Raw genomic sequence first — 26,940 nt, 5'->3', positions numbered from 1 at the left:
GAAGCGTTGAAGTAAGAGTAGGCTAACCTTCGATGAGGATTCAAATGCGCTGCGCAGCGCATATTCGCTACGGTGGGAGCCATGAGCCTTCCTCGTCCCGCCCCTGATCGGACAGCCGTCGTGACCGGAGCGTCCTCGGGAATCGGAGCCGCGATCGCCCGCGTGCTCGCATCCCGTGGCCATGGCGTCACCCTCGTCGCCCGGCGCGCCGACAAGCTCGAAGAGTTGGCACAGGAGATTCGGGCACGGGGAGTCCGAGCCGAAGTGCTCGCAGCGGACCTCTCCGACCGCACGGCGCGAGCCGAATTGCTCGACCGCATCACCGAACTCGGCCTGATCCCCGACATCTTGATCAACAACGCCGGCCTTTCCACACTCGGACCGGTCGCAGAATCCGACCCCGACGCCGAGATGCACATGATCGAGGTGGATGTGGCCGCTGTCGCAGACCTGTGCACCCGGTTCCTCCCCGGCATGATCGAACGAGGACGCGGCGCGCTGCTCAACGTGGCCTCGACCGCTGCGTTCCAGCCTCTGCCCGGACAGGCCGGATACGGTGCGTGCAAGGCGTTCGTACTCTCCTACACCCAGTCTCTGACCGGCGAACTGCGCGGAACCGGCGTGACCGCAACCGCACTGTGCCCCGGACCGGTCCAGACCGGGTTCGGCGAAGCCGCAGGCTTCGCGAAAGACGATGCAGAGAAGGCACTTCCGTCGATCATGTGGGTCTCTGCCGAGACGGTGGCCAGGACTGCCGTCGATGACATGACCAAGGGACGCATGGTGTCGATCCCCGGGCCCGCCAACCGCATCGGATCGATCTTCGCGCAGATCACCCCGCGAACACTGTTGGTCCCGATGCTCACTCGTGTCCATCCCGGCCTGAAGAAGGGTGCGTCGTCGTGAAGCGCGAACTCGTGGTCTCCGACAGCATCGTCGTCGATGCCGACGCCGATACGCTCTACGCCGCGATCAGCGACCCCACCGAGATGGGTCGGTGGAGCCCCGAGAACACCGGTGCCACCGTCCACGAACCCCGCGAGAGTGCCTACGTGGGAATGGTGTTCGACGGAACCAACAAGCGCGGCCGAGCGAAATGGGTCACTCGCTGCACCGTCACGGCGGCCGACCCGGGCAAGACCTTCGAGTTCCGCGTCCACGCCATCGGCAAGAGCGCTCCGAAGATCAAGGGCGCGAACGCAACCTGGCGATACGACTTCGAGCCGGTCGAGGGCGGCACGAAAGTCACCGAGACCTGGACCGACGACCGGACGAAGTGGCCCGACGCGCTGGCCCTCGTGTTCGACAAGATCGTCACCAGCGGCAAGACGTTCCCGCAGTTCCAGCGTCGCAACATCCGTAAGACGCTGGAGAACCTGCAGAAGCTCTACGCCTGATTGCTAGGTCTGCCGGGTGTAGAGGCCGAGAACGTACGAGGCCTGCCCGGCATGCTGCAGGTCGTCGGAGACCACCGACACCAGCCGCGCACCCAGGGTGACCGGCGGATCCCAGTTCTCGTCGACGATCCGATCGAGATCGTCGGTCGAAACGCTGCCTACGTAGGCAACGGTTTTCGAGTGCACGGCATCGTGGTATTCACGCAGCAGCTCGGCACTCGAGGTGACCTGAGCGACGTCGGCGGATGACTGGCCGTACCCGATGTCGGACTTGTCGAACGGCAGCCCGAAACGCTCGAACCACGAGTCCGACGTCCAGACCTGTTCGCTTCCGGCCACGTCCGCGATGTGGTCGTCCTGCACCCGCGTCAGGTGCCACAACAACCAGGCGATGCTGTTGGCATCGGCGTCCGGACGATACGTCAACGCAGCCGCGGGGATGTCGTCCAGGACGGAGTGGACGAGCTCCTTGATTCGACCGAACGCGTCGGTGAGCACTTCGTTGTGATTCATGAAATCCGTTTCTCCTCTGACGGCACTGCTGACCACTCGTGCATACCCCGATGTGCTCGCAGGGAACATCGGTGCGGTCCGAGCGCGTTGGACCGAATATGACTGCTCCAGCAATTGTGTACACCCGCACCGGCGATTCGTCCGTCCTCGAGCTGAAGGATCGCGAGGTGTCCGAGCCCGCCGCAGGCGAAGTGCGTGTCCGCATCGTGGTCTCGGGCGTCAACCCGACGGACTGGAAGAACCGAACCGGCTCCGGACCGGGCGAGAAACTTGCGTTCGACGAGGTGGTACCCAACCAGGACGGTGCCGGAGTGATCGACGCCGTCGGACCCGAGGTCGACGGCGTGGCCGTCGGAGATCGCGTCTGGGTCTACCTCGCCCAGCATCAGCGTCCGACCGGAACAGCGCAGTCTTTCGCAGTCCTACCCGCCTCCCGGGTGGTTCCTCTACCCGACGGCGTCGGATTCGACGTGGGCGCGAGCCTCGGAGTGCCTGCGATGACGGCACACCGCGCACTGACCGTCTCCGAGGACGGACCCACCCGGCTGCACCCGGGCGCACTGGACGGTAAGTCGGTACTCGTCGCCGGTGGTGCCGGTGCCGTCGGCCATGCCGCTATCCAATTGGCCCGCTGGGCGGGCGCGACCGTGGTGACAACGGTCAGCGGACCGGAGAAGGGCGCACTGGCGACCGCTGCGGGCGCGCACCACGTGGTGAACTACAAGACCGGCGACGCCGCCGCCGAGATCCGCGAATTGATTCCCGCCGGAATCGATCTCGTCGTCGAGGTGGCTCCCGCCCAGAATGCCGCGCTCAACGCTGCCGTGGGAGCCAACCGCGCATCGGTTGCCGTCTACGCCAACAACGGCGGCGACACCGTGACCCTCGACGTCCGGCCGAACATGGTGCTCAACACTCGCTACCAGTTCGTACTCCTCTACACCGTGGGAGACGAGGCTCTGCGGAACGCTGAGGCGGACGTCAGCGCGGCGGCAGCAGCCGGTGTTCTGGAGGTGGGTGAGGCCACCGGTCTACCGCTGCACCGCTTCCCGCTGAGCGAAACCGCTGCGGCTCACGACGCCGTCGAGAACGGAACCGTCGGCAAGGTGCTGATCGACGTCTCCAGCGAATGATTCAGGTGATGACCGGCAACGTGGACCATGGAAAATTGATCCACTTGTCGGTCTCACGCCACGAATAGTCTGGCCGCACAATGGTTCTCGGCTTGGTGTAGATCACGGCCGACCGCACCTCGGGCGTGTGCGCCTTCAACAGGTCGATCACCAGCGCCAGCGTGCGGCCGGAATCGGCGACGTCGTCGACGACGAGCAACTTCTTGCCGACGATCGCGTCGGTGTCCAGAAGGGGCTCGAGGACAACCGGATCGGGCAGGGTCTCCTCGATGTCGGAGTAGAACTCGACGTTGAGGGTGCCCGCTGCCTTGACGCCCATGGCGTAGGCAATCGCACCCGCGGGAATGAGACCGCCGCGAGCGATCGCGATGACGATGTCCGGGACGAACCCGTCGTCGACGATCTGCTCGGTGAGTTCACGCGAGGCGTCCCCGAACGTCGCCCACGTCAGTACTTCACGTTCCTGTTCGGTCATGAACGATCACTCTACCCAGGCTGCGTTTTGCCAATCGAGCAAATTTGTTTGCGCACACGGTCGTGAGCGGGCATTCTCGAACCATGGCCGACCACACGCACGCTCACACTCATGCCGCCGACCGGACCCCCGCAGAGCCGGACTTCGAGAACGGTGCCTTCGACGAAGCATTCTGGGACGACCTCTACAACCAGCGCACCACCATCTGGAGCGGACATCCCAATGCCGTGTTGGTACAGGAAGCGTCCGAGCTGACTCCGGGCCGCGCCCTGGACATCGGCTGCGGGGAAGGTGCCGACTCCCTGTGGTTGGCCGGTGAAGGCTGGCACGTGACCGGCGTCGACATCTCAGATGTCGCCCTCGGCCGCGCCCGCGCGGCACAACAGGCACTCGAGCCGCACACACTCGCGGTGAACTGGCAGCAGCACGACGTTCTGGACTGGACTCCTCCGACAGAGGCATTCGATCTCGTGTCGGTGCACTTCCTCCAGGTGCCACCGGACGAGCTCGAATTGACCACCCGCAGCTTCGCCGCAGCGGTCTCGCCGAAGGGACGTCTGCTGATCGTCGGCCACAGTCCCAGCGACAGCCACGCCTCGCAGCATCCGGCCAAGCACAGACTCTTCGCACCGGAACCGGTCGTCGCTGCGGCAGGCGACGGGTTCGAGGTGATCCACGCCGAACACCGCACCCGCACGACGCCGGACGGCGACGAGCGAATCGACACGGTCGTGGTCCTGCAACGTCGGTAGGCTCGGGCGGTGTTCACGCAGTCGACGTTACGAATTCCCCTGGTCGTCACCTTCGTCGTCGCGCTGATCGTGCTCTTCACCCCCGCATCCGGGGTTCCCTCGGGATTTCAGCACAGCGACAAGATCATCCACTTCGTACTGTTCGCTGCGCTGGCGTACACCTCACGCCTGGCCGGAATCGACTGGATCCGAACCGCACTGTGGGTACTGACGTTCGCGGCGATCTCGGAGGTCCTGCAGGCGATCCTGCCTCTGGGACGCTCCGGATCGCTCGCCGACGCCCTTGCCGACGCCGCCGGAGTTGCTGTGGGCCTGCTCGCAGCGAGTCGGGTTCTACCGCAGCGCGTCGAACGCGCCCCGGACCTGCACTAGACTGACCCTGCACCGGGGTCCCTCGGCCAGCGCGCGACTCCGGAAGGAACGTCATCACCTCGTCTTCTGCCCCGCACGATATCTACCTCGTTCCACCGGAGCACGAGATCAACGATGCCGTCACCCGAGAATCCGCCGCATCCGCAGCGCGACTGAGCGAACGATCCGACGTCGTCAGCCACGACGGCCGCTACGCATTGACCATCATCTCCACCACCCCGCACCAGGCGATGGTCGAGGATCTGCTGTTCGTGCGCGCCGTACTCGACGCCGCACACATCAAGTACCTGCTCGTTCGCGGCAACGACGAACGGCCCGTCATCGCCATCGAACTGGCCGCACGCGAAGCGTTGACCACGGCACTGGTGCACGCCTGCCGCGCCGAGCCGTTCTACTCCAAGACCGTCGACGCCCGCGGAAAGGCAGTGCTGGTGGCCGACGGGTCGCTGTCACCGTCCGCGAACGCACGCATCGTCCGCCTGTACCGGCCGCGCGTCGAGCCGTTCAGTGGGTTGTACTACGGCGCGTCGACGGCCGTGCAGATCGAACTGTGGTCGTTCTCCCCGTCCGAGATCGTGCTGCCGATCGAGAATTCGCTGACCAGGCGCAACATCCGGCCCGATGAAGCCGTCCGCGGTACCGTCGAACGCTTCGGCAGAACCTGGCCGACCATCGAGAACATGTTCGCCGACCACGCGTCGGACATCAATTTCGAGATCGACATCGTCTTCTCCTGGGTCGACGGCTCCTCGGCCGAATTCCAGGCCCAGCGGGCGCGGCGGATGGCGAATTACGTCGTCGGGGAGGGCGACGACTCGGCGGCCCGTTACCGGCAGATCGACGAGTTGAAGTACGCCCTGCGGTCGGTGCACATGTACGCGCCGTGGATCAGGCGGATCTTCGTGGCCACCGACTCCCCGAGGCCGGCGTGGCTCGCCGACCATCCCAAGGTGACGTTCGTGCCGAGCGAGGCGTTCTTCGTCGACACCTCCGTGCTGCCGACCCACAATTCGCAGGCCGTCGAAAGCCAGCTGCACCACATACCCGGCTTGTCCGAGCACTTCCTGTACTCGAACGACGACATGTTCTTCGGCCGACCGGTCAGCCCGTCGATGTTCTTCTCCCCCGGCGGGATCAGCATGTTCATCGAGGCGACGACGCGAATCGGGTTGGGTTACAGCGATGCCGACCGCAGCGGCTTCGAGAATGCGGCACGGGTGAACCGTCGAATCCTGCAGGACAGATTCGGTATGACCACGACCCGGCATCTCGAACACGCGGCAACACCGTTGCGGCGCAGTGTGATGCAGGAAATGGAGAACGAGTTTCCGGACGAGTTCGCGTCCACCGCCGCGAGCGCGTTCCGCGCCAGCACCAACATCTCGGTGACGAACTCGCTGTACCACTACTACGCGCTGATGAGTGGACGCGCCGTGGTCCAGAAGGACGCCAAGGTTCGGTACATCGATACCACGACGGTCGCGGGCCTCGACGCCATGGAGAAGTTGCTCCCCAAACGGTCGGTGGACTTCTTCTGCCTCAACGACGGCAGCTTTCCGGAGGTCGACCTGGACCTGCGCACCCGGACGGTGACGCAGTTCCTGGACAAGTACTTCCCCATCGTCGCGCCGTGGGAACGAGAGCAGCGCTAGGCGTCGCTGAACGTCTTCCGCCTCGCACTGTCTGCGATGGTGACTCCCGCTGCGCTCAGCCTGCGTGCGGTCTCCTGAGCCGAGACCGGTTCTCCCACAGTGTCGTACGAGCCCGTCGGCACCACCGAATGCACGACGGTGTCCTCGTAGACGTGGACCAGGTTGTAGCCCTGGGCACCGTCGCGACCGCGCAATCCACCGGCGGGCACGTTCAGATCCTGGGTGTAGCACGTGGCCGACGCCACCGAGACGGGAATACCCGCGAACGTGGCCGTCGTCGAATAGTGCAGGTGCCCAGCGAGAATGGATCGCACATCGGTTCCGCGCAACACGTCGGCCAGGCGCGGCTGATCGATCAGCTCGACCAGAACCGCGAGATCGAGCACGGTCGGCACCGGCGGATGATGCATCGCCAGGATCGTGCCGAACTCGGCGGGCGTGGCGAGAGTATCTGTCAGCCAGGCCAATTGCTCGTCGCCGAGCTCTCCGTGATGGCGACCGGGAACCGTCGTGTCGAGCGTGACGACACGCAGACCGTCCACGTCGTGGACGCGATCGATGGACTGCACGGTCGGTTCGGCGTCGAGAAGCTTCTGGCGGAACATCGCACGGTCGTCGTGATTGCCCATCGCCCAGACGATCTGCGCACCGAGTTCCTCGGCCACGGGCTCGACCAACGCCCGCAGCTTCTCGTAGGCACCGGCCTCACCCTTGTCCGTCAGGTCTCCGGTGAACACCAACGCGTCGGGGCGCACACCCGAGTTGCGTACGTCGGCCATCACCTGTTCGAGCCGCAACTCACTGTCCACGCCGCCGTACAACCGACCGCCACCGTCGACGAGATGCGTGTCGCTGATGTGCAACAAGCAGTGATGGGGACGTGGGTACTCGGCCATCCGAGACTTCATCGAACTCTCGCTCACGATCATCACCTACGGTTTTGCGATCGCCCGGGTCGGACGAACGCCACTGCTGCAAGCCAAGCATACGAGCGTTCGCTGAGAGGAAGCTGGTCGGATCTCGGCGGTGAACACCGCACGAACTTCCGGCGTGTGACAGGTTGTGGGCATGACGAAACCGACGCTGACGACTCTTCTGGCAACTGCAGGACTGACGGTGGGAGCGATGGTCGGCATCGGCGTCGCCCCCGCTTCGGCGCAGGAGCTGCCGACCGTGGTGCTGGTGCACGGAGCCTTCGCGGACAACACCAGCTGGGACGGCGTCGCCGAGGATCTACGCGGCCGCGGCTACCCCGTGGTGACGGCGGACAACTCGCTGCGCGGGCCCGCGATCGACGCGGCCTCGGTCACCGACGTGGTCGAGAGCATCGACGGGCCGGTGATCCTGGTGGGCCATTCGTACGGCGGCACGGTGATCAGCAACGTGCACGCCGACAACGTGGAGGCTCTGGTCTACGTCGCCGCGTTCATGCCCGTCGAAGGCGAACCCGTCGCCCTCGAACTCGATCCCATCCGATTTCCGGTGACCGCGCTGGTACCGCCGGTGATCGGGCTGACGGTCGTCGACGACGCGTCGAACATCATCGGCCGCAACGTCGACTCGTACATCACTCCCGCCCTGTTCCGTCCGTTCTTCGCCCCGGATGTCAGCGAGGAGCAGGCCGCTCGCATGGCCGCACACCAGAAGACGATCGCCGCAGGCGCCCTGCTCGAGCCGAGCGGCCCACCGTCCTGGGCGCACACGCCGTCGTGGGCTCTGATCCCCCAGCAGGATCAGATCATCCCCACGTCCGCCGAGCGGTTCATGGCGCAGCGGGCGGGCGCTCAGGTGACCGAGGTACCGGGTTCGCACGCGATCCTGGTCTCGAACCCCACGGCCGTGGCCGACCTCGTCGCCGCGGCGGATGCGGGCAGCTGACACCTCCCGAAACGACCTCGGGCCCGGCCACCTTCGACAGGTGGCAGGGCCCGAGGCGTCTTACGACGAGAGTCAGATCCCGATGAGATCGTGATCGGCGACCTTCGACGCCAGGATGCGCAGGTGCTCGTCGGCACCACCGAGAGTGTGCTCGATGGCCACCAGCCGACTGGTGTAGTGCCCGACCGGATATTCGGCGGTGACGCCGATTCCGCCGTGCAACTGAATGGCCTCCTGGCCGATCTTGCGACCGGAGCGGGAGATCTGCAGCTTGGCGCGCGAGGCGATGGTCGGGTCGACGTTGCCGTCCGCCAACGACATCGTGGCGTACAGACTCATGCTGCGGGCCAGTTCGAGCAGCACGTACATGTCCGCCGCACGGAAGGTGAGTGCCTGGAACTTGGCCAGCGGAACCCCGAACTGCTTGCGCGCCTTCAGGTAATCGGTGGTCAGTCGCAGCGCCTCCTCCATGGCACCGATAGCCTCGGCGCACAGCGCAGCCTGAGCCCGCACCTCGGCGCCGGTGATGGCCGCTGCCGCGTTCTCGGCGGTACCGAGCGGTTCTGCTGCGACATCGACGAATTCGATCTGCGCGGCGCGCTGACCGTCGTGGGTGGCGTAGGACTTGCGCGTGAGGCCGGTCGCATCGGCATCGACGACGAACAGTCCCGTGCCACCGGTGGGCAGCGCGGCACTGACAACGATGACGTCTGCGCTACCACCGTGCGGAACCGGGTTCTTGACGCCGTTGATCGCCCACGATCCACCGTCCTCGGTGGCGGTGGTGGCGACCTCGATGTTCGGCCAGCGGCTGCCGGACTCGTTGTGCGCGAACGCCAGCATCGACGATCCCTCGGCCACCGGCGGCAGGAGGCGCGAGCGCTGCTCGGCACTGCCGAGCTCGGAGATCAACCCGCCCGGAACGAGGACGGCATCGAGGATCGGCTCGGGTGCGAGGCGTCGACCGACCTCGGTCATCACGGCCATGATCTCCACGGGACCGGCGTCCATCCCGCCGTCTTCCTCGCCGAACGTCAGACCCAGCAGCCCGACCTCGGCCAACTGCTTCCACACGTCGGTGCTCCAGCCCAGTTCACCGGCAACGATCTTGTTGCGCTTCTCGGTGTCGTAGGCCCGCGTGAGCACCTCACGAGTGGTGTCGCGCAGCAGCTTCTGCTCTTCGTTGAGTTCGAAATCCATGTCTTTCAGATGCTCCCTTACAGTCCGAGAATCGCAGAGGCGATGATGGTGCGCTGAACCTCGTTCGAGCCGCCGTAGATGGACACCTTGCGGTAGTTGAGGTACCCCGGTACCGAGCGCTGCGCCCAGCCCTCGCTCTCGATGTCCTCGCCCGCCTCGTAGGGCAGTGAGTCCGGCCCGGCGACGTCCATCAGCAGTTCGGTCGTCGCTTGCTGCAACTCCGATCCCCGCAGCTTGAGGATGGACGACGCCGGATTCGGCTTACCGTCGTCCGAGCTCGACACCAGGCGCAGCTGAGTCAGCTCCAGGGCGAGCAGTTCGTTCTCGACCTCGGCCATCTTGGCCGCGAACAAGGGGTCGTCGAGCAATGTGCCGCTGCCGACCTTCGTCTGCGCTGCGTGCTTCTTCGCTTGTCCCAGATGCACTTTGGTGTGTCCGGCCCGGGCGACGCCGGTGCGCTCGTTGCCGAGCAGGAACTTGGCGTAGCTCCAGCCCTGGTTCTCCTCGCCGACGAGGTTCTCCGCCGGAACGCGGACGTTGTCGAAGAAGACCTCGTTGACCTCGACACTGCCGTCGATCAGCTTGATAGGGCGCATCTCGATGCCGGGAGTGTTCAGATCGATGAGCAGGAACGAGATTCCTGCCTGCTTCTTCGGCGCGTCCGGGTTGGTGCGCACGAGCGCGAAGATCCAGTCGGCGTACTGGCCGAGCGTGGTCCACGTCTTCTGTCCGTTGACGATGTAGTCGTCACCGTCTCGGATCGCGGTGGTGCGCAACGACGCCAGGTCCGATCCGGCCTCGGGCTCGGAGAAGCCCTGGCACCACCAGATGTCGAGGTTCGCCGTCTTGGGCAGGAACTTCTCCTTGAGCTCCTGAGAGCCGAACGTCGCGATGACCGGGCCGACCATCGAGGCGTTGAACGCCAGCGGCTCGGGCACCGACGCCAACTGCATCTCGTCGAGCCAGATGTGGCGCTGCACAGCGGTCCAGTCACGGCCACCGAACTCGGCCGGCCAATGCGGCACGGCCAAGCCGTTCTCGTTGAGGATTCGCATGGTCGTGACCACCTCGTCCTTGCTCAACTCCTGACCCGTCGCGCTCTTCTCGCGAATCTCGGCCGGGACCTTCGTGGTGAAGAACGTCCGCATCTCGTCACGGAACGCGGCCTCTTCTTCTGTGAGGGCAAGATTCATCGACAATCCTCCAAGCTCGTTCGCGTATCTTCGTATCGACCGTACTCCCTGGTAACTCTGGGATATTCTCCGCTCACTATGACTCTTCTGGCACTGGTTCGGCACGGTGAAACGAACTGGAATCTGCACGGGCGTCTGCAGGGCTCATCGGACATTCCTCTCAACGACACCGGCCGTGCCCAGGCCCGCGAGGCCGGCCACGAACTCGAGTACCGAACGTGGGACCACCTGGTCAGCTCCCCGCTGATCAGAGCAGCGGAAACCGCGGACATCATCGGCGCGCACCTGGGCCTGACCCGCACCGCCGAGTTCCCCGACCTGGCCGAACGGCATTTCGGTGACGCCGAAGGATTCACCGACTGGGACGCGTACTCGCACTGGCCGGACGGCCGGTATCCGGGCCTGGAGCCACGCTCGAACCTGATCGTGCGTGGCGTGCGCGGCGTGGACGAGATCGCCTCGCGCTATCCGGACTCCGCGGTGATCGCCGTGGCGCACGGCGGCGTCATCCGGGCGATCTTCGACGCGATCCGGCGACGCCACTCCCCACGCATCCTCAACGCGGGCGTCTCCACCCTCGAACACGACGGTTCTCGCTGGACCGTTCGCACCATCAACGGCATCCCGGTCTGACAGAGTTTTCCTTCATGGAGATCGAACGTCGCATCACCGAACTGGGCTTCACGTTGCCCGGCGAACCGACCGCCCCACCCGGTTTCGAGTACTCGTTCGAGTGGGTTCGCGTGCGCGGCAACCGAGTCTTCGCCTCGGGCCATTCGCCGCTCGAGCAGGACGGTGCCCTGGCAGGACCGTTCGGCGCAGTGCCATCACAGGTGAGTCTCGACGCCGCCACCGATGCCGCGCGCGATGCGGCTCTCGCCGTGCTGGGCAGCCTCGCCCGTGCGATCGGCGACCTCGATCGAATCAGCGCGTGGCTGACCGTCACCGGATCGGTCAACGCCGACCACGGTTTCACTCAGACCACCACGGTCGTCAACGGCTTCTCCGATCTGGTGCTCGCCATCTTCGGTCCCGAGATCGGTGCCCATGCCCGCACCGCACTCGGGGTGGCCGCACTGCCGATGAACAACACCGTCGTGGTGTCAGCGGAACTGGAGATCGACGGGTAGGTTTGCTCCACTCGTACATACGGCGAAAGCGGGCGCAGATGGTGCGCAGATCGATTCTTGCTCTGGTCGCGATTCTGATCGCCATCCTGGGGTTGTCCGGCTGCAGCTCGTCCTCGCAGTCGCTACTGGACCGGGTGAAGGACGAGGGCGTACTGGTCGTCGGTACCGAGGGCACCTACAGTCCGTTCAGCTATCAGGGCGACGACGGACAACTCACCGGTTACGACATCGACGTCATCAACGCTGTCGGTGCCGAACTGGGCGTGCGCGTCGACTTCGTGCAGACCCCGTTCGACTCGATCTTCGCCGGCCTGCAGTCCCAACGGTTCGACCTCATCGCCAACCAGGTCTCGATCACTCCTGCGCGCCAGTCGGCCTACGACCTGTCCACGCCCTACACGGTGTCGGAAGGCCAGATCCTCACCGCCGCAGACGACTCCACCATCACCTCTCTCGCCGACCTGGCCGGCAAGACCACCGCCCAATCCTCGACGAGCAACTGGGCGGAGGTCGCGGCGAACGCAGGCGCGAACGTCGAGGCCGTCGAGGGATTCGTCCAGGCGGTCACGCTCGTCAAGGACGGCCGCGTCGACGCCACCGTCAACGACTCCCTCGCCATCGCCGAGTACCTGCAGCAGACCGGCGACACCGGCGTGAAGATCGCAGGCGAGACCGGAGACACGACCCTGCAATCCTTCGTGGCCCGCAAGGACAGTGGGCTGATGGACGAGGTCGACACGGCCATCGACACACTGCGCGAGAACGGCACCATCGCCGAGATCTCGAACAAGTACTTCGGCAGTGACGTCGCCGCACCGACCGCGGACACCGTGGTTCCGGAGAGCGAGGACGCGGGAACCACTGCACCGTCGAAGATGCAGTTGGTGCTCGACAACCTGTGGCCGATGCTCAAAGCCACGGTGACCATGACGATTCCGCTGACCGCCATCAGCTTCGTCGTCGGACTCGTCATCGCCCTTGCTGTGGCGCTGGCACGCATCTCGTCGAACAAGCCGCTCGCCGCCGTCGCCCGGTTCTACGTCTCGATCATCCGCGGCACTCCCCTGCTGCTGCAGCTGTTCATCATCTTCTACGGGCTGCCGCAGTTCGGCATCGTGATCTCGCCGTTCCCGGCCGCGGTGGTCGCATTCTCGTTGAATGTCGGTGGCTATGCGGCCGAGGTCATCCGTGCCGCGATACTGAGCGTGCCCAAGGGCCAGTGGGAGGCGGCGCAGACCATCGGGATGGGCTACCGAACCACGTTGCAGCGCATCGTGCTTCCGCAGGCACTGCGCACCGCGGTGCCACCGTTGTCGAACACGCTGATCTCGCTCGTCAAGGACACCTCGCTCGCCTCGACAATCCTGGTGACGGAGCTGCTGCGCGTCGCGCAACTCGCGGCGGCACCGACCTTCGACTTCTTCACCCTGTACTCCGTTGCGGCGCTGTACTACTGGGCGATCTGCATCGTTCTCTCGTTCTTCCAAGGCAAACTCGAAGTCCGACTCGACAGGTACGTGGCCAAATGACAGACCTGCTGGAAGTATCCGCACTGAAGAAATCGTTCGGGCCACTCGAGGTGTTGAAGGACATCTCGTTCGGCGTGCCGTCCGGCACCGTCACCGTCATCATCGGACCGTCCGGATCCGGCAAGACCACGGTGCTGCGCACACTGAACGCACTCGATCAGGCCGACTCAGGCATCATCCGTATCGGGGACGTGTCGGTGGATTTCTCCGAGCCCGTCGGAGCGCCGCAGCTCCGACATTTCCGCGCCCAGAGCGGCATGGTGTTCCAGAGCCACAACCTGTTTCCGCACAAGACGGTGCTGCAGAACATCATCGAGGGACCGGTGATCGTGCAGAAACGCGCCAAGGACGACGCCATCCGCGACGCGCACGCCATCCTCGATCAGATCGGTCTCGACGCCAAGTCCGACCAGTACCCGTTCCAGCTCTCCGGAGGCCAGCAACAACGCGTCGGAATTGCGCGGGCTCTCGCCCTTCGACCCAAGCTGATGCTGTTCGACGAGCCCACCTCGGCCCTCGATCCCGAGCTCGTCGGTGAGGTTCTGGCCGTCATCAAAGGCCTTGCCGCGCAGGGCTGGACCATGGTGATCGTCACCCACGAGATTCGGTTCGCACAGCAAGTCGCGGATCAGGTGCTGTTCATCGAGAACGGCGTCGTCCTCGAAAGGGGCACGCCGGAGCAAGTGTTCGTCAATCCGACCGAGCCCCGCACCCGACAGTTCCTGCAGCGGATATTGGCCTAGCGGCCAGTGGAGTGGTCAAGTGCCGCCTGGGGCACTTGACCACTCCACTGCGTCAGCACCTTGTCCAGGGTGATCGGCAGGTCGCGGACGCGAACGCCGGTGGCGTTGTAGACCGCGTTGCCGATGGCCGCCGAGGATCCGACTGCGCCGATCTCGCCGATTCCCTTGCCGCCCATCGGCGCGAGTTCGGTATCGACCTCCTCGATCCACACCGCCTCGAGGTCGGTGACGTCCGCACACGCCGGGATGTGGTACTCGGCGAGATCGTGGTTGGCGAACCCGCCGAACTCGTGATCGGTGATGCCGTTCTCCATCAGCGCCATTCCGAGTCCGAACGTCATGCCGCCGATGAGCTGAGACCTGGCCAGCCGCGGATTCATCACCGCGCCGATGCCGAACACCCCGAGCATCCGTCGCACCCGCACCTCACCGGTGTCGATGTCGACCGCGACCTCCGCGAACTGAGCGCCGAACGCCATGCGCGCCAACTCCTTCTGGCCCTCGACGTCGTCGGTGGTGTCGGCATCGGCAGAGTTGCCCGGCTCGTACGAACCCTGTGCCTTCAGCGAGTGGCAGACCTTGGTGACGGCCCACCCCCAGGACGAGGTACCCGAGGACCCACCGGCTCCGGGAGCTTTCGGCAGAGCGCTGTCGCCGAGTTCGAGTACGACGGCATCTGCGTCCACCTCGAGGGCATCGGCGGCGATCTGGCGCAGCACGGTGCGCGCTCCGGTCCCGATGTCCGACGCAGCGACGGACACCGTGATGGTGCCGTCCTGCTCCACGCGCGCCGACGCGGTACTCGGTGAGATCAACACCGGGTAGCTGGCCGTCGCGACTCCCATGCCGATCAGGGTGTTGCCTTCTCGACGGCGACCGGGCGCGGACTCGCGGCGGTCCCAGCCGAACTTCTCGGCACCCTCGCGCAGGCACTGGACCACGCTGCGTGAGCTGAACGGGTTGCCGCTCGCGGGATCGACGTCCGGCTCGTTGCGGATCCGCAGGTCGATCGGATCGATGCCGGTGGCCACGGCCAGTTCGTCGATGGCCGTCTCGACGGCGAACATGCCGGGCGCTTCACCGGGAGCCCGCATCCAGCGCGGAGTTCCGACGTCCAGCTGCGCGAGTCGGTGAGTGGTGCGACGGTTCGGGGACGCGTAGATGTGGCGAGTGGATTCCGAGGTCTGCTCGCAGAATTCGAAGATCGTGCTGGTCTGCTGAAACGAGTCGTGCGTGATGGCCTGCAGGGTTCCTGTCGAATCAGCGCCCAGCCGAACGCGATTGAGCGTCGGGGTGCGATAGCCGACGACGTCGAAGAGAGCTTGCCTGGGCATCACCAACTTGACGGTGCGGCCGGTGGCTCGTGCGGCCATCGCCGCGAGGATCACGTTGGGCCGCGTACTGCCCTTGGCTCCGAAACCGCCGCCGACGTTCTCCGCGATCACTCGAACGTTCTCGGGCTCGAGGTCGAAGGCCGTGGCGAGGTCGCCCTGAACACCCGACGGTGCCTGCGTCGAATCCCAGACCGTCAGCACGCCGTCGGACCACTGCGCCGTGGTGGCATGCGGCTCCATCGGACTGTTGTGCATCGGCGCGGTGGAGTACCAGTTGTCGATCAGATGCTCGGCCGATGCGAGCGCCGCATCGGGATCGCCGACGGTGACGTCGGTGGGAAACCCCGCGTTGACCGATTCCGGCGCATACAGCGAACCGTGGTCTGCGGTCAGAGTGTTGTCGGGAGAACGCACGTCGGCGTAGCGCACGTGCACTCGGGCTGCGGCGGCGCGGGCATCCTGGAGGGTGTCGGCCACGACGACGGCCACGATCTGACCTCGATAGGCAACGGTGTTCGACTGCAGCACATGCAGTTCGGCGTCCTCGACATCACCCAGTTGCTCGGCGTTGTCGTGCCACAGAACTGCGTGAACCGTAGCGTCGGCGTCCAGTTCGACACGTTCGACCGTACCGGCAGGAACAGTCGCGGGCACGTACCAGGCGTACAGCTGCCCGACGGCCGGCGGCTGCTCGGCGGCATAACGGGCTCGACCGGTGACCTTCGCGATCGATTCGGTGCGCTGGATCGGTTGTCCGATCGATGCGGTCATGACCGATCTCCCGACTCCGTGAGTTCGACCAACGTGCGAGCGACCAGGTTGGTCACGAGCGGGACCTTGAATGCGTTGTCACGCAACGGCTCTGCCGCGTCCAGTTCCAGTGCGATCGCGCGCCGAAACGACGCCTCGTCGGCGGCCGCGCCGAGCAGCGCGTGCTCGGCCGTGCGGGCCCGCCACGGTTTGTGCGCGACACCGCCCAGCGCGATCGACACCCCGCGCACGATCCCGTCCTCGACGTCGAGAGTGGCGGCGACCGAGGCGATCGCGAAGGCATAGGACTGCCGGTCGCGCACCTTGCGGTAGGTCGAGACGGTACCGGCCGCCGGTGCCGGAATCTCGACGGCCGTGACGAGTTCGTCTCGGGCGACGGTGTTGTCGCGCTCGGGCGCGTCACCGGGCAACCGGTAGAAGTCGTCGATGTCGACCACGCGCTCACCGTCGACCCCCTGGACGACGATGCGTGCGTCGAGGGCGGTCAGCGCGACCGCCATGTCTGAGGGATGCGTCGCCACGCAGGCCTGCGAAGCTCCGAGAATGGCCAGGTTTCGGTGTTCACCCGTACGGGCCGGGCAGCCCGAACCGGGTTCGCGTTTGTTGCACGGCTTCGATGCATCCATGAAGTACACACACCGGGTGCGCTGGAACAGGTTTCCGCCCGTGGTCGCCATGTTGCGCAACTGGCCCGACGCACCGGAGAGCACGGCCCGTGAGAGCACCGGATAGCGCTGACGCACCACCGGATGCACCGCGAGATCACTGTTGGTCACACCCGAACCGACACGAAGCGATCCGTCGTCGGATACGTCTATGTCGTGCAACGGAAGTCGCGTGACGTCGATCAGCGTCGTCGGACCCACGACACCGAGCTTCATCAGGTCGACGAGGTTGGTTCCCCCGCCGAGCACCATCGCATTCTCGTTCTCGGCGAGGCGGGCCACCGCGTCGTCGACCGCGGTGGCTGCGTCGTACTCGAAGGTCTTCACGATGCGTCCCGTACGGCCGAGACGATATTGCAGTAGGCACCACAACGACAGAGGTTGCCGCTCATACGTTCTCGCACTTCATCGGAGTCGAGTTCGACGTCGGTGGCCTCGATGTCCTCGGTGACCGCGCTCGGCCAACCCTGCTTCGCCTCTTCGATCACCGCGACCGCCGAACAGATCTGCCCGGAGGTGCAGTACCCGCACTGGAACGCATCGCGATCGACGAACGCCTGCTGCACGGGATGCAGTGTGTCGCCGTCGGACAATCCCTCGATCGTGGTGATGTCGCGATTCTGTTGTGCAACCGCGAACGTCAGGCAGCTGTTGATCCGCCGTCCGTCGACCAACACCGTGCAGGCACCGCACTGCCCGTGGTCACACCCCTTCTTGGCACCGATCAGATCGAGGTTCTCCCGAAGAGCGTCGAGCAGGGTGGATCGGGTGTCGCAGTCGATCTCGCGATCGATGCCGTTGACACGGAGGGTGACGTTGGTCATGCACGGGCGGATACCCGAGGCCGGATCCACCAAACGCTCGCGCTGGGGTCGTGCGTGCGCGCTAGCGCTTCCCCTTGAACTTTCCGCCACCGCGCGGACCGCCGCTGCGTCCGGGAGGGCCGGAATCGGGTTGCAGCTGAATCAGCACGCCGCTGATACGGGTGCGGCGCAACGCCTCGACCGTCTCGTCGGCGAGGTCGGCCGGAAGCTCCACCAACGAGTGGTCGGGCCGAATGCTGATGTGCCCGAAGTCGCTTCGACGCAGCCCGCCCTCGTTGGCGATGGCACCGACGATGGCACCGGGAGCGACATGATGACGCTTGCCGACGCTGATGCGGTACGTCGCCATCTCCTGGCCCGTCTTGCGGTGATGCGAGCTGGCGGCATCCTCGTCGAACGTACGCGGCGGCCGCGGCTCACGCGGCTCACGGGGCGCCCGCGGCGGGGCAGGCGGCTCCGGCTTCAACAGGAACGCTTCGCCGTCGCGCGACTGGATCGCCAGCGCGGCGGCGATGTCGACCAACGGCACATCGTGCTCGCGCTCGTAGTCCTCGATGAGCCGGCGGAACAAGGCCAGATTCTCGTTGCCGAGGCTGTCGGTGATGGAGTCCTTGAACTTCGTCACGCGCTGCGCATTGACGTCGTCGACGCTGGGGAGCTGCATCTCGGTGATCGGCTGACGCGTCGCGCGCTCGATGGCCTTGAGCAGATGCCGCTCGCGTGGGGCGACGAACAGCAGAGCCTGACCGGCCCGGCCCGCGCGACCGGTGCGACCGATGCGGTGCACGTAGGACTCGGTGTCGTGCGGGATGTCGTAGTTGATGACGTGCGAGATGCGGTCGACGTCGAGACCGCGGGCCGCGACGTCGGTGGCCACCAGGATGTCGACCTGGCCGTTCTTGAGTTGGCCGATGGTGCGCTCACGCTGGGCCTGCACGATGTCGCCGTTGATCGCCGCGGCCGAGAAGCCCCGTGCGCGCAGCTTCTCGGCGAGCTCCTCGGTGGCCTGCTTGGTGCGGACGAACATGATCATGGCCTCGAACTCTTCGACCTCGAAGATTCGAGTGAGCGCTTCGAGCTTGCGCTGGTGCGCCACCTGGACGTAGCGCTGGGTGATGTTCGGTGCCGTCGACGTCTTGGTCTTGACGGTGATCTCCACCGGGTCGTGCAGATACTGCTTGGAGATCTTGCGAATCGCGGCAGGCATGGTGGCCGAGAACAACGCGACCTGCTTGTACTCCGGGGTATCGGAGAGGATGCGCTCGACGTCCTCCTGGAAGCCCATCTTGAGCATCTCGTCGGCCTCGTCGAGTACTAGGTACTCGAGGCCGGACAGGTCGAGGGTGCCCTTCTCGAGGTGGTCGATGACGCGACCGGGGGTACCGACGATGATCTGCGCGCCCTTACGCAGGCCGGAGAGCTGGATGCCGTACGCCTGACCGCCGTAGATCGGCAGGATGTGCAGACCCGGAATGTGCGTGGCGTACTTGCCGAACGCCTCGGCGACCTGGAGCGCGAGCTCCCGGGTCGGGGCCAGCACCAGGGCCTGCGGTACTCGACGCGAGACGTCGAGACGCGACAGGATCGGCACTGCGAACGCGGCGGTCTTGCCGGTTCCGGTCTGCGCGAGGCCGACGACATCGTTGCCGGCCATCAGCGGCGGAATAGTGGCCGCCTGGATGGGCGACGGCGTCTCGTACCCCACGTCACGCAGGGCCTTCAGGACCCGCTCGTCTATGCCGAGATCGGCAAAAGTGATGTCGTCACCCGTCGCCGAGGACGACTCGCTCGCGCGGACCGGAGCGGAGGCGGACTCCTGAGGGGGCGAATTCGTCTCGTCCGACGTCACGGCGGCATCCTGTTCAGTTTCTGAAGTGCTCATATGTTGCACGAGTTTAGTACCTGCTCGGGCACCGCGACCCCTTCTACGCTGATCAGGTGACGAAACCGGTCACGACGGCATGCGGTGCGAGCGGCCTCACACCGGCGACCCGACGCCCGAACCCGACTGCAGACAGTTAAGTTGTACCCCGAGTCACACTCAACTCCCTCGGACTCGCGGCAAAGTCGACAAACCGGACACCCCGGATGGTGCGCCACGGCCTCGAATGTGATGAAATGCACAACTACCACGCTATTTTTCCGTAAGGGGTCCAGCAGTGCGCGAATATTCTGTGCCGGCGTCGTTCACCATTCCTGACGACGCATCCATGGCCGACACCGTCTACAGGTACGAGAAGGAATCGCCGAACTTCGTACCCTTCCAGCGACTGGAGAACGGCAACTGGACCGACGTCACCGCAGCTCGGTTCGCGAAAGAGGTCGCCGCAGCGGCCAAGGGACTGATCGCGTCCGGAATCGAACTCGGCGACCGAGTCGCCATCCTCAGCGCGACGCGTTACGAGTGGGTCGTCCTCGACTACGCCATCTGGTCTGCAGGCGGCTGCACCGTCGCGATCTACGAGACATCCTCCGCCGATCAGGCGCAATGGATCCTCGAGGACTCCGCCACCAAGCTGCTCGTCGTCGAGACCGCAGCGCACGCCTCGAACCTCAAAGAGGTCACCGAGGGTGCCAAGGATCTGCGCGAGGTTCTGCAGATCGACGCCGGAGCCATCGAAGAACTGACCACCCGTGGTGCCGGGGTCAGCGACGAGGATCTGCACGCGCGACGCCATCAGGTCAGCGCGGCATCGCCCGCCACCCTGATCTACACCTCGGGCACCACCGGTCGCCCCAAGGGCGTCCAGCTCACACACGCCAACTTCTACGCCGAGGTTCAGGCCACCCAGATCGCGCTGCACGACTCGATGAAGGAGGGCAATCGCACACTGATGTTCCTCCCGATGGCGCACGTGTTCGCCCGCGCCGTGTCGTTCGGCTCGTTCGAGTCCAAGGTGACCGTCGGGCACACCTCGGACGTGACGACGCTGGTGGATCAGTTCGCGGTGTTCAAGCCGGACTTCATCCTGTCGGTGCCGCGCGTGTTCGAGAAGGTCTACAACTCCGCCAAGCAGAAGGCGCACGACGGCGGCAAGGGTTCCATCTTCGACAAGGCCGCCGCGACGGCCATCGAGTGGAGCGAGGCCCAGGAGAAGGGCGGAGCCGGGCTCGTCCTGAACCTCAAGCACACGGTGTTCGACAAGCTCGTGTACTCCAAGCTGCGCGCCGCACTCGGCGGCAACTGCACTCGCGCGGTGTCCGGCGGCGGACCTCTCGGTGCCCGCCTCGGCCACTTCTTCCGCGGTGCAGGCGTTCCGGTCTACGAGGGCTACGGACTGACCGAGACCAGCGCGGCCATCACCGTCAACACCACCAAGGACCAGCGCGTCGGCACCGTCGGCAAGCCCATCGACGGCCACTCGGTGAAGGTCGCCGAGGACGGCGAACTGCTGCTCAAGGGACCGGTCGTGTTCAGCGGCTACTGGCACAACGAGAAGGCGACGGCAGAGGCCATCGTCGACGGCTGGTTCCACACCGGCGACCTCGGCACCATCGACCAGGAAGGCTACGTCTCGATCACCGGCCGCAAGAAGGAGATCATCGTGACCGCGGGCGGCAAGAACGTCGCTCCCGCAGTGCTCGAGGACGCCCTCCGCGCGAACGCGATCATCAGCCAGTGCCTCGTCGTCGGCGACGCGAAGCCGTTCATCGGTGCGCTCATCACCCTCGACCCCGAGGCATTGCCGGGCTGGCTCGAGCGACACGGTCTCTCGGCCGACATCCCGTTCTCGGAGCTGTCGAAGAACGCCGACCTCGTCGCCGAGATCGACAAGGCCGTCGCCGAGGCCAACAAGAAGGTCTCCAACCCCGAGCAGATCAAGAAGTACACGATCCTCGAGAACGATTTCACCGTCGAAACCGGTGAGCTCACCCCCACGATGAAGCTCAAGCGCAACATCATCCACGCCGAGCGCGGCAGCGACATCGAGGCGATCTACTCGTAGATCGACCATCCGACGACGAGGGCCCGGTGCGATGCGCACCGGGCCCTCGTCGTCGGGTCAGGACATGTGATCGTCGAGGAACTCCGCCACCACCGAGGTCACCTGCAGATGGATCTTCTCGTGCAGCAGGTCGTGGCCCCCGTCCTCGAATTCACGCAGTGCCGAGTCGGGAACACTGCCGATCCACTCGCGCACCGCATCGATCGGAGCCAGGCGATCGTCGACTCCGTGTACCGCGAGGATCGGAATCACGTTGTCGGCGAGATCGTTGGCCGAGCCGGTCACGGACTTGGGGGTGCCGCACAGCACCGCGCACCGAACCGCCTCGGGATGCGCTCCGAGGGCCGCGATGGCCGTGGCCGCGCCGAGGGAATGACCCATCAGGGCGAACGACAACTCGGGGTGCTCGGCTTCGGCGATGTCGAGCAACTGCAGCGCATTCTGCGCGAGGCCGGGAATCTGAGCGGCGTCGGTCAACTCACCTTCGGTGAGGCCGTGGCCCACGTGATCGACCGCCCACACGTCGACCCCGCGTCCGTTGAGGACCCGAGCGAAGCGGTGATAGTGGCCGCTGTTCTGGCCGAGACCGTGCAGAAAAACGAGACCGAAACGAGCATCGGGAACAGTCCAGTTTCGGTAATGGACAGCACCGGTGGCTCCGTCGAAAAAAGGCATTCGATCATTTTGCCTCCTCGCGACGGCATCCGCGCGCAACGTGACCGGTGCCGCTCCCGGCGGTGACTAGGGTGGGCGCGTGTTCCTCATCGGCGATCGCGTCATCTACAGCGCCAGCGACCTCGCCGCGGCAGCGTCGTGCGAATTCGGACTGCTGCGCCGACTCGACGGGCTGAGCGGACTGATCCCGCGGGCAACGGCCACCCCCGATCCGATGCTCGACCGCACCTCCGCACTCGGATTCGAGCACGAACGCCGACAGCTCGAGACATTCCAGCGGCGGTTCCCCGGCGGCGTTCTGACGATGGATCGACCGGGGCGTACCGCTCAGGAACTTGCCGACGCCGCGTGGGCGACCTTCACCGCTCTGACTGCGCGCACACCGGTGGTGTACCAGGCGACCTTCTTCGACGGACGATTCCTCGGTTTCTGCGACTTTCTGGTGGCCGAGGGCGATCGGTACGCGGTGTACGACACGAAGCTCTCTCGGCACGCCAAGGTTCCGGCACTGCTGCAGTTGGCGGCCTACGCGGACGCGCTGCGGTCCGGCGGGATCACTCCGAGCGACGAGGTGCACCTGATGCTCGGCGACGGCAGCGACTCCGTCCACTCGCTCGCCGAGATCCTTCCGGTCTACCGGCAGTCCAGGGAACACCTGCAACAGATCCTCGACGAGCACCACGCCGAGGGCACCGTCGTCGACTGGTTCGACCCGCGCTACTCCGGCTGCGGGCAGTGCGAGGCCTGCACGATCGAGGTGGAACAGCACCGCGACCTGGTTCTCGTCGCCGGGATGCGCGCGAGTACCCGGGAGAGACTGCTCGACGCGGGAATCGCCACGGTGGACGAGCTGGCTGCGTCGACCGGGACCGTAGAGGGCATGTCGTCGCGCACACTGACCAACCTGCGAGCTCAAGCCGAGCTCCAGGTGCGCCAGGAGCGCAGCGGCGACGCCGAGTTCGAGATCTTCGACGCCGACGCCCTCGGTGTGATTCCCGAGCCCGATCCGGGCGACATCTTCTTCGACTTCGAGGGCGATCCCCTGTGGGCAGAGGCAGGCAGTTCCGAGTGGGGACTCGAGTACCTGTTCGGTGTCCACACCGCCGACGGCGACTTCCTGCCGTTCTGGGCGCACGATCGCGCGCAGGAACGACGCGCCCTGATCGACTTCCTCGACTACGTGACCACCCGACGCGCGGCTTACCCGAACATGCACGTCTACCACTACGCGCCGTACGAGAAGACCGCGCTGCTGCGCCTCGCCGGACGCTACGGCGTCGGTGAGGACGCGGTCGACGACCTACTGCGGGACGACGTTCTGGTCGACCTCTATCCGATCGTGCGATCTGCGGTACGCATCGGAGCCAGGTCCTACAGCATCAAGAAGCTCGAACCCCTGTACATGCCCGCCGCCCGCGACGGAGACGTCACCGACGCGGCCGCGTCGATCGTCGAATACGCGAACTGGTGCGATCTGCGAGATCAGGGCAAGGACGCCGAGGCCGCGGCACTGCTCTCCGAGATCGCCGAGTACAACCGCACCGACTGCGAATCGACTCAGCGACTGCGGGATTGGTTGCTGGCGCGCGCGTCGGATGCCGGGGTGCACCCGCGGACGACGCAACACCTCGAGCTCGAAGACGCTGCCGTGGACACCGCCAGCCCGCTCGAGCCCGAACTCGCCGAGTACGCCGGTCTGCCGTGGGAGCGCACCTCGACGCAACAGGCCGTCGCACTGTTCGCCGGTTCCATCGGGTATCACCGACGCGAACGAAAGCCGTTCTGGTGGGCGCACTTCGACCGCCTGACGCACCCGTTGGACGAGTGGGCCGACGCTGCCGACGTGCTGAAGGTCGAGCGCGCCGAACTGGTGCACGACTGGATGAAAACCGCACCGAATCAACGCGTCCTGCGACGGCAGCTCAAGCTACTGGGGCACCTGAGCAACGGAGTCCTGTCGAGCTCGAAGGTCAAGCTGCTCTACGACGACCCGGCGCCGGAGGGGCTGCCGAAGCAGCAGCCGACCCATCGCGCGACCACGACGGTCGAGATCGTGCAGGCAGGGTACGAGGGCACCCTCGACATGGTGGTGGTGCAGGAGAACCTCCGCAAGGGAGTGGACGAGTACCCCGACTTCCCCATCGCCACTGCACCCGAGCCGCCTCCGGCGACCAAGTATCTGGAGCAGGCGATCGTTGCCGCCGCCGCCGAGGTCGGTGCGGCACTGCCGCACCTTCCGCGCACGGCCGTCGCCGATCTGCTGACCCTGTCCCCACCCCGAACCCGCTCCGGCACAGGCCTTCCCGAGGTCCGCGCCGGGGATTACGCGACGGCGGTCACGGCGGCCCTGCTCGATCTCGATCACTCCTACGTTGCCGTGCAGGGGCCACCCGGGACCGGGAAGACGTACACCGCTGCCCGTGTGATCGCCGAATTGGTCGACGTCCATCGCTGGCGCATCGGCGTGGTGGGCCAGTCGCATCATGTGGTCAACAATGTGCTGGACACCATCGTGGCGGCCGGCGTCGACCCGGGCCGGGTGGGCAAGAAGGCACCGACAGCCCACACCGTCGTCGACCCGGCGGAGTACTCCCGCTTCGTCACCGACGCCGAGGACGGCTGCGTGATCGGCGGTACCGCCTGGGACTTCTCCAACCCCGGCCGCATCCCGCCCGAATCGCTCGATCTCCTGGTCATCGACGAGGCCGGGCAGTTCTCGCTGGCCAACACCATCGCCGTCTCGGTGTCTGCACGTAATCTGCTGCTGCTCGGCGACCCGGCGCAGCTGCCACAGGTCAGCCAGGGCACCCACCCCGAACCCGTCGACGAGTCGGCTCTGGGTTGGATCACCAGCGGTCACCCGACGCTGCCCGTCGACCGCGGTTACTTCCTGGCCACGACATGGCGGATGCATCCCGATCTGTGCGCCCCGGTGTCGGCGCTGTCCTACGAGGGCAAACTGGAGTCCAACAGTGCGGTGACACAGGCTCGTTCACTGTCAGGGCTGGAACCTGGACTCCACACCGTGTACCTCGACCACCACGGCAATTCCACCGATTCGGTGGAAGAAGCCGACGAGATCGTCACCCGTGTGCAGACTCTGCTCGGCCGGCAATGGCGCGACCCGCAGTCCTTCGAGGGTGCGCGGCCCATGCACCAGGGCGACTTCCTGGTCGTCGCGGCCTACAACGCGCAGGTAGCCGTCATCATCGAGCGACTCGCAGCCGCCGGACTCGACGAGGTCGCGGTGGGCACCGTCGACAAGTTCCAGGGACGCCAGGCACCGGTGGTGCTGATCTCGATGGCCGCGTCGGCGATCGAGGACGTTCCGCGAGGCATGGGATTCCTGTTGTCCCGCAACAGACTCAACGTCGCGGTCTCGCGGGGCCAATGGGCCGCGATACTGATCCGATCTCGGGCACTGACCCGGTACCTGCCATCGACCCCGGCCGGACTGGTCACTCTCGGAACGTTCATGGGCCTGTGCGAGAACGGGATTCAGCCGAACGCCATACCCTCACCACGATAAGTGGGGACTATCTCGACGGACCCGTCGGCGTGCACCAGATGCAGGGTGTCGAACCGCTCGCACAGCTCGCCCGCCTTGGCATGGCGGAACCAGACGCGATCACCGATCCGGATCTCCCCTGCTCCGCTCACGGGAGTCTGCACCTCGCCGGCACCCTCGTTGCGCAGCAACCTCAGACCGGACGTCACCACTCCCCTGGCCCTTCTCGACCACGCGACCGGCCGCGGCGACCTCGACGCCGACGCCGGACCCGACGCGATGTAGCCACCACCGAACAGCGTCGCGATCTGCGGAGTCGGCTTGCGCACCGCGGGCAGTGCGAAGAACAGCGAGGGCTCGGCCGAGAACGCGCGATACCGATCGAAGAGCGTCGGCGCGAACAAGCCCGACCCGGCGGTCACCTCGGTGACGACCGGATCGGCCGCCGAGAAGTCGATCGACCCGGTACCGCCACTGTTGACGATCTCGATCCGACCGACTGCCGCAGTCACGGCCTCGACGACCGTCGTTCTGCGCGTGGAGATCTCACGGGAAGAGAGCGACTTCATCCATTCCACCGCACGATTGGAATCGGGCACACCGGCGATCTGCGCCTCGTAGAACATCAGACCGACCACCCGGAACCCACGCGCCTGCGCCGCCCGCGCGAAGGCGGCGACCTGCTCGGGTTCGCGCAGCGGCGAACGTCGGACACCGATGTGCAGCGGCCCGATGCGCAGCGAGGCATCGACGTCGATGCAGATCCGCGGCTTGAGAAGATCGCTGTCGGTGGCGTCGCGCACGATGTCGAGCTGTGCGACGTCGTCGACCATCAGCGTGATGCGTCCCGACAGCACACGATCGTTGACGACCTCGGCGAGGGCGGTGCGATCGACCGACGGGTACCCCATCAGGATGTCCTCCACACCGTGGCGTGCCAACCAGATCGCCTCACGCAGGGAGTAGGCCATGACCCCGTTCACACCGTCGGACGCGAGCACCCGATCCAGTACGGCCCGGCACCGAACCGACTTGCTCGCGATTCTGATCGGCACCGAATTCGCCCGCGCTCGCAGGGCCGCAGCATTGGCATCGAGGGCAGCCGAATCGACTGCAGCCAAGGGTGATTCGATCCCCTCGGTGGCAGCGGCGATACGGGACAGTGGTGTCGTGTCGGTGGTTGCGACACCGGCGATCGAGCTCATGCGGCGTATTCCTTCGTCGTCGTTGCCAGGCCTACACAGTCAAA

General features: G+C 65.7%; 24 protein-coding genes. 13 read left to right on the top strand and 11 right to left on the bottom strand.

Going from position 1 to position 26,940, the window contains the following annotated elements; genetic code table 11:
• Positions 1–81: 81 nt before the first annotated feature.
• A complete protein-coding gene (locus tag CH273_RS13430) occupies positions 82–906 on the top strand; it encodes an SDR family NAD(P)-dependent oxidoreductase (protein WP_032396519.1) in 825 nt (274 codons plus the stop codon).
• Positions 903–1,397 (top strand): SRPBCC family protein, encoded by a 495-nt coding sequence (locus tag CH273_RS13425; RefSeq protein ID WP_032396518.1) that lies wholly within the window; start codon positions 903–905, stop codon positions 1,395–1,397. The genes CH273_RS13430 and CH273_RS13425 overlap by 4 nt, the downstream gene beginning before the upstream one ends.
• 3 nt (positions 1,398–1,400) lie before the next feature.
• Here the strand turns inward: CH273_RS13425 and CH273_RS13420 are convergent, their stop codons facing one another.
• Positions 1,401–1,910 (bottom strand): mycothiol transferase, encoded by a 510-nt coding sequence (locus tag CH273_RS13420; protein WP_032396540.1) that lies wholly within the window; start codon positions 1,908–1,910, stop codon positions 1,401–1,403.
• A gap of 98 nt (positions 1,911–2,008) precedes the next feature.
• Between CH273_RS13420 and CH273_RS13415 the strand changes: the two genes are divergently transcribed.
• Positions 2,009–3,043 (top strand): NADPH:quinone reductase, encoded by a 1,035-nt coding sequence (locus CH273_RS13415; RefSeq protein ID WP_032396517.1) that lies wholly within the window; start codon positions 2,009–2,011, stop codon positions 3,041–3,043.
• Between the two features lies 1 nt (position 3,044).
• Here CH273_RS13415 and CH273_RS13410 read toward each other — a convergent pair whose 3' ends face one another.
• Positions 3,045–3,518: a phosphoribosyltransferase gene (locus CH273_RS13410; RefSeq protein WP_032396516.1), complete on the bottom strand. Its 474-nt coding sequence runs from the start codon at positions 3,516–3,518 to the stop codon at positions 3,045–3,047.
• An 83-nt stretch (positions 3,519–3,601) separates the two neighbouring features.
• On the opposite strand from CH273_RS13410, the gene CH273_RS13405 reads away from it, so the two are divergent.
• The 3 genes from CH273_RS13405 to CH273_RS13395 all read left to right on the top strand — a co-directional run bounded on the left by CH273_RS13405 (position 3,602) and on the right by CH273_RS13395 (position 6,294).
• The gene (locus tag CH273_RS13405; protein ID WP_032396515.1) at positions 3,602–4,270 is read left to right on the top strand and encodes a class I SAM-dependent methyltransferase; all 669 of its coding nucleotides are present in this window, start codon (positions 3,602–3,604) and stop codon (positions 4,268–4,270) included.
• 9 nt (positions 4,271–4,279) lie between these two features.
• A complete protein-coding gene (locus tag CH273_RS13400; protein ID WP_032396514.1) occupies positions 4,280–4,642 on the top strand; it encodes a VanZ family protein in 363 nt (120 codons plus the stop codon).
• 152 nt (positions 4,643–4,794) lie between these two features.
• Positions 4,795–6,294, top strand: coding sequence for a stealth family protein (locus CH273_RS13395; RefSeq protein ID WP_179275473.1), 1,500 nt, complete (start codon positions 4,795–4,797; stop codon positions 6,292–6,294).
• On the opposite strand, the gene CH273_RS13390 is transcribed toward CH273_RS13395, so the two are convergent.
• Positions 6,291–7,202, bottom strand: coding sequence for a phosphodiesterase (locus tag CH273_RS13390; RefSeq protein ID WP_032396538.1), 912 nt, complete (start codon positions 7,200–7,202; stop codon positions 6,291–6,293). The two genes, CH273_RS13395 and CH273_RS13390, sit on opposite strands and share 4 nt — an antisense overlap.
• A 160-nt stretch (positions 7,203–7,362) precedes the next feature.
• Here CH273_RS13390 and CH273_RS13385 point away from each other — a divergent pair, with 160 nt between their 5' ends.
• Complete coding sequence (locus CH273_RS13385; protein ID WP_032396513.1) at positions 7,363–8,172, top strand: alpha/beta hydrolase; 810 nt, start codon at positions 7,363–7,365, stop codon at positions 8,170–8,172.
• 72 nt (positions 8,173–8,244) lie between these two features.
• On the opposite strand, the gene CH273_RS13380 is transcribed toward CH273_RS13385, so the two are convergent.
• Positions 8,245–9,372 carry an acyl-CoA dehydrogenase family protein gene (locus tag CH273_RS13380; protein ID WP_032396512.1) on the bottom strand — a complete coding sequence of 376 codons (1,128 nt, stop codon included), beginning with the start codon at positions 9,370–9,372 and terminating at the stop codon, positions 8,245–8,247.
• Positions 9,373–9,389: 17 nt separating this feature from the next.
• On the bottom strand, positions 9,390–10,565 hold the full coding sequence (locus CH273_RS13375) for an acyl-CoA dehydrogenase family protein (RefSeq protein ID WP_032396511.1): 1,176 nt from the start codon (positions 10,563–10,565) through the stop codon (positions 9,390–9,392).
• 78 nt (positions 10,566–10,643) lie between these two features.
• Between CH273_RS13375 and CH273_RS13370 the strand changes: the two genes are divergently transcribed.
• Genes CH273_RS13370 through CH273_RS13355 form a run of 4 tightly spaced genes read left to right on the top strand, consistent with a single transcriptional unit; the run spans position 10,644 to position 13,967 of the window.
• The gene (locus CH273_RS13370; RefSeq protein ID WP_032396510.1) at positions 10,644–11,198 is read left to right on the top strand and encodes a histidine phosphatase family protein; all 555 of its coding nucleotides are present in this window, start codon (positions 10,644–10,646) and stop codon (positions 11,196–11,198) included.
• Positions 11,199–11,212: 14 nt separating this feature from the next.
• Positions 11,213–11,695 (top strand): RidA family protein, encoded by a 483-nt coding sequence (locus CH273_RS13365; RefSeq protein WP_032396509.1) that lies wholly within the window; start codon positions 11,213–11,215, stop codon positions 11,693–11,695.
• Between the two features lie 38 nt (positions 11,696–11,733).
• Positions 11,734–13,224, top strand: coding sequence for an ABC transporter permease subunit (locus tag CH273_RS13360; RefSeq protein ID WP_082322557.1), 1,491 nt, complete (start codon positions 11,734–11,736; stop codon positions 13,222–13,224).
• A complete protein-coding gene (locus CH273_RS13355) occupies positions 13,221–13,967 on the top strand; it encodes an amino acid ABC transporter ATP-binding protein (protein ID WP_032396508.1) in 747 nt (248 codons plus the stop codon). The genes CH273_RS13360 and CH273_RS13355 overlap by 4 nt, the downstream gene beginning before the upstream one ends.
• Here CH273_RS13355 and CH273_RS13350 read toward each other — a convergent pair.
• The 4 genes from CH273_RS13350 to CH273_RS13335 form a co-directional block, all read right to left on the bottom strand.
• Positions 13,964–16,072: a xanthine dehydrogenase family protein molybdopterin-binding subunit gene (locus CH273_RS13350; protein WP_032396507.1), complete on the bottom strand. Its 2,109-nt coding sequence runs from the start codon at positions 16,070–16,072 to the stop codon at positions 13,964–13,966. The genes CH273_RS13355 and CH273_RS13350 overlap by 4 nt on opposite strands.
• Positions 16,069–17,064: an FAD binding domain-containing protein gene (locus CH273_RS13345; protein ID WP_032396506.1), complete on the bottom strand. Its 996-nt coding sequence runs from the start codon at positions 17,062–17,064 to the stop codon at positions 16,069–16,071. The genes CH273_RS13350 and CH273_RS13345 overlap by 4 nt, the downstream gene beginning before the upstream one ends.
• Positions 17,061–17,561 carry a 2Fe-2S iron-sulfur cluster-binding protein gene (locus CH273_RS13340; protein ID WP_032396535.1) on the bottom strand — a complete coding sequence of 167 codons (501 nt, stop codon included), beginning with the start codon at positions 17,559–17,561 and terminating at the stop codon, positions 17,061–17,063. Before CH273_RS13340 ends, CH273_RS13345 begins: the two co-directional genes overlap by 4 nt.
• 61 nt (positions 17,562–17,622) lie before the next feature.
• Entirely contained in the window at positions 17,623–19,410 is a 1,788-nt protein-coding gene (locus CH273_RS13335; protein ID WP_032396534.1) for a DEAD/DEAH box helicase, read from the bottom strand.
• 310 nt (positions 19,411–19,720) lie between these two features.
• Here CH273_RS13335 and CH273_RS13330 point away from each other — a divergent pair, with 310 nt between their 5' ends.
• The gene (locus CH273_RS13330) at positions 19,721–21,508 is read left to right on the top strand and encodes an AMP-dependent synthetase/ligase (protein WP_032396505.1); all 1,788 of its coding nucleotides are present in this window, start codon (positions 19,721–19,723) and stop codon (positions 21,506–21,508) included.
• Positions 21,509–21,565: 57 nt separating this feature from the next.
• Here CH273_RS13330 and CH273_RS13325 read toward each other — a convergent pair whose 3' ends face one another.
• Positions 21,566–22,183 carry an alpha/beta hydrolase gene (locus CH273_RS13325; protein ID WP_032396504.1) on the bottom strand — a complete coding sequence of 206 codons (618 nt, stop codon included), beginning with the start codon at positions 22,181–22,183 and terminating at the stop codon, positions 21,566–21,568.
• A gap of 79 nt (positions 22,184–22,262) precedes the next feature.
• On the opposite strand from CH273_RS13325, the gene CH273_RS13320 reads away from it, so the two are divergent.
• Positions 22,263–25,712, top strand: coding sequence for a TM0106 family RecB-like putative nuclease (locus tag CH273_RS13320; protein ID WP_094638009.1), 3,450 nt, complete (start codon positions 22,263–22,265; stop codon positions 25,710–25,712).
• On the opposite strand, the gene CH273_RS13315 is transcribed toward CH273_RS13320, so the two are convergent.
• Positions 25,682–26,896: an alanine racemase gene (locus tag CH273_RS13315; RefSeq protein WP_032396502.1), complete on the bottom strand. Its 1,215-nt coding sequence runs from the start codon at positions 26,894–26,896 to the stop codon at positions 25,682–25,684. The two genes, CH273_RS13320 and CH273_RS13315, sit on opposite strands and share 31 nt — an antisense overlap.
• Positions 26,897–26,940 lie beyond the last annotated feature (44 nt).

The sequence above is a fragment of the Rhodococcus sp. 05-339-2 genome, assembly GCF_002258965.1.
Lineage (GTDB): Bacteria > Actinomycetota > Actinomycetes > Mycobacteriales > Mycobacteriaceae > Rhodococcoides.
Note: the sequence above shows the minus strand (reverse complement) of the source record. Positions and strands in the feature narration are given on the sequence as shown.

What these genes read in the sequence shown, in the direction of transcription:
- CH273_RS13430 (WP_032396519.1), top strand. Translation starts at nt 82, where the DNA reads ATGAGCCTTCCTCGTCCCGCCCCTGATCGGACAGCCGTCGTGACCGGA.
- CH273_RS13420 (WP_032396540.1), bottom strand. Translation starts at nt 1,910, where the DNA reads ATGAATCACAACGAAGTGCTCACCGACGCGTTCGGTCGAATCAAGGAG.
- CH273_RS13415 (WP_032396517.1), top strand. Translation starts at nt 2,009, where the DNA reads ATGACTGCTCCAGCAATTGTGTACACCCGCACCGGCGATTCGTCCGTC.
- CH273_RS13410 (WP_032396516.1), bottom strand. Translation starts at nt 3,518, where the DNA reads ATGACCGAACAGGAACGTGAAGTACTGACGTGGGCGACGTTCGGGGAC.
- CH273_RS13405 (WP_032396515.1), top strand. Translation starts at nt 3,602, where the DNA reads ATGGCCGACCACACGCACGCTCACACTCATGCCGCCGACCGGACCCCC.
- CH273_RS13390 (WP_032396538.1), bottom strand. Translation starts at nt 7,202, where the DNA reads ATGAAGTCTCGGATGGCCGAGTACCCACGTCCCCATCACTGCTTGTTG.
- CH273_RS13385 (WP_032396513.1), top strand. Translation starts at nt 7,363, where the DNA reads ATGACGAAACCGACGCTGACGACTCTTCTGGCAACTGCAGGACTGACG.
- CH273_RS13380 (WP_032396512.1), bottom strand. Translation starts at nt 9,372, where the DNA reads ATGGATTTCGAACTCAACGAAGAGCAGAAGCTGCTGCGCGACACCACT.
- CH273_RS13375 (WP_032396511.1), bottom strand. Translation starts at nt 10,565, where the DNA reads ATGAATCTTGCCCTCACAGAAGAAGAGGCCGCGTTCCGTGACGAGATG.
- CH273_RS13370 (WP_032396510.1), top strand. Translation starts at nt 10,644, where the DNA reads ATGACTCTTCTGGCACTGGTTCGGCACGGTGAAACGAACTGGAATCTG.
- CH273_RS13365 (WP_032396509.1), top strand. Translation starts at nt 11,213, where the DNA reads ATGGAGATCGAACGTCGCATCACCGAACTGGGCTTCACGTTGCCCGGC.
- CH273_RS13360 (WP_082322557.1), top strand. Translation starts at nt 11,734, where the DNA reads ATGGTGCGCAGATCGATTCTTGCTCTGGTCGCGATTCTGATCGCCATC.
- CH273_RS13355 (WP_032396508.1), top strand. Translation starts at nt 13,221, where the DNA reads ATGACAGACCTGCTGGAAGTATCCGCACTGAAGAAATCGTTCGGGCCA.
- CH273_RS13350 (WP_032396507.1), bottom strand. Translation starts at nt 16,072, where the DNA reads ATGACCGCATCGATCGGACAACCGATCCAGCGCACCGAATCGATCGCG.
- CH273_RS13340 (WP_032396535.1), bottom strand. Translation starts at nt 17,561, where the DNA reads ATGACCAACGTCACCCTCCGTGTCAACGGCATCGATCGCGAGATCGAC.
- CH273_RS13325 (WP_032396504.1), bottom strand. Translation starts at nt 22,183, where the DNA reads ATGCCTTTTTTCGACGGAGCCACCGGTGCTGTCCATTACCGAAACTGG.
- CH273_RS13315 (WP_032396502.1), bottom strand. Translation starts at nt 26,896, where the DNA reads ATGAGCTCGATCGCCGGTGTCGCAACCACCGACACGACACCACTGTCC.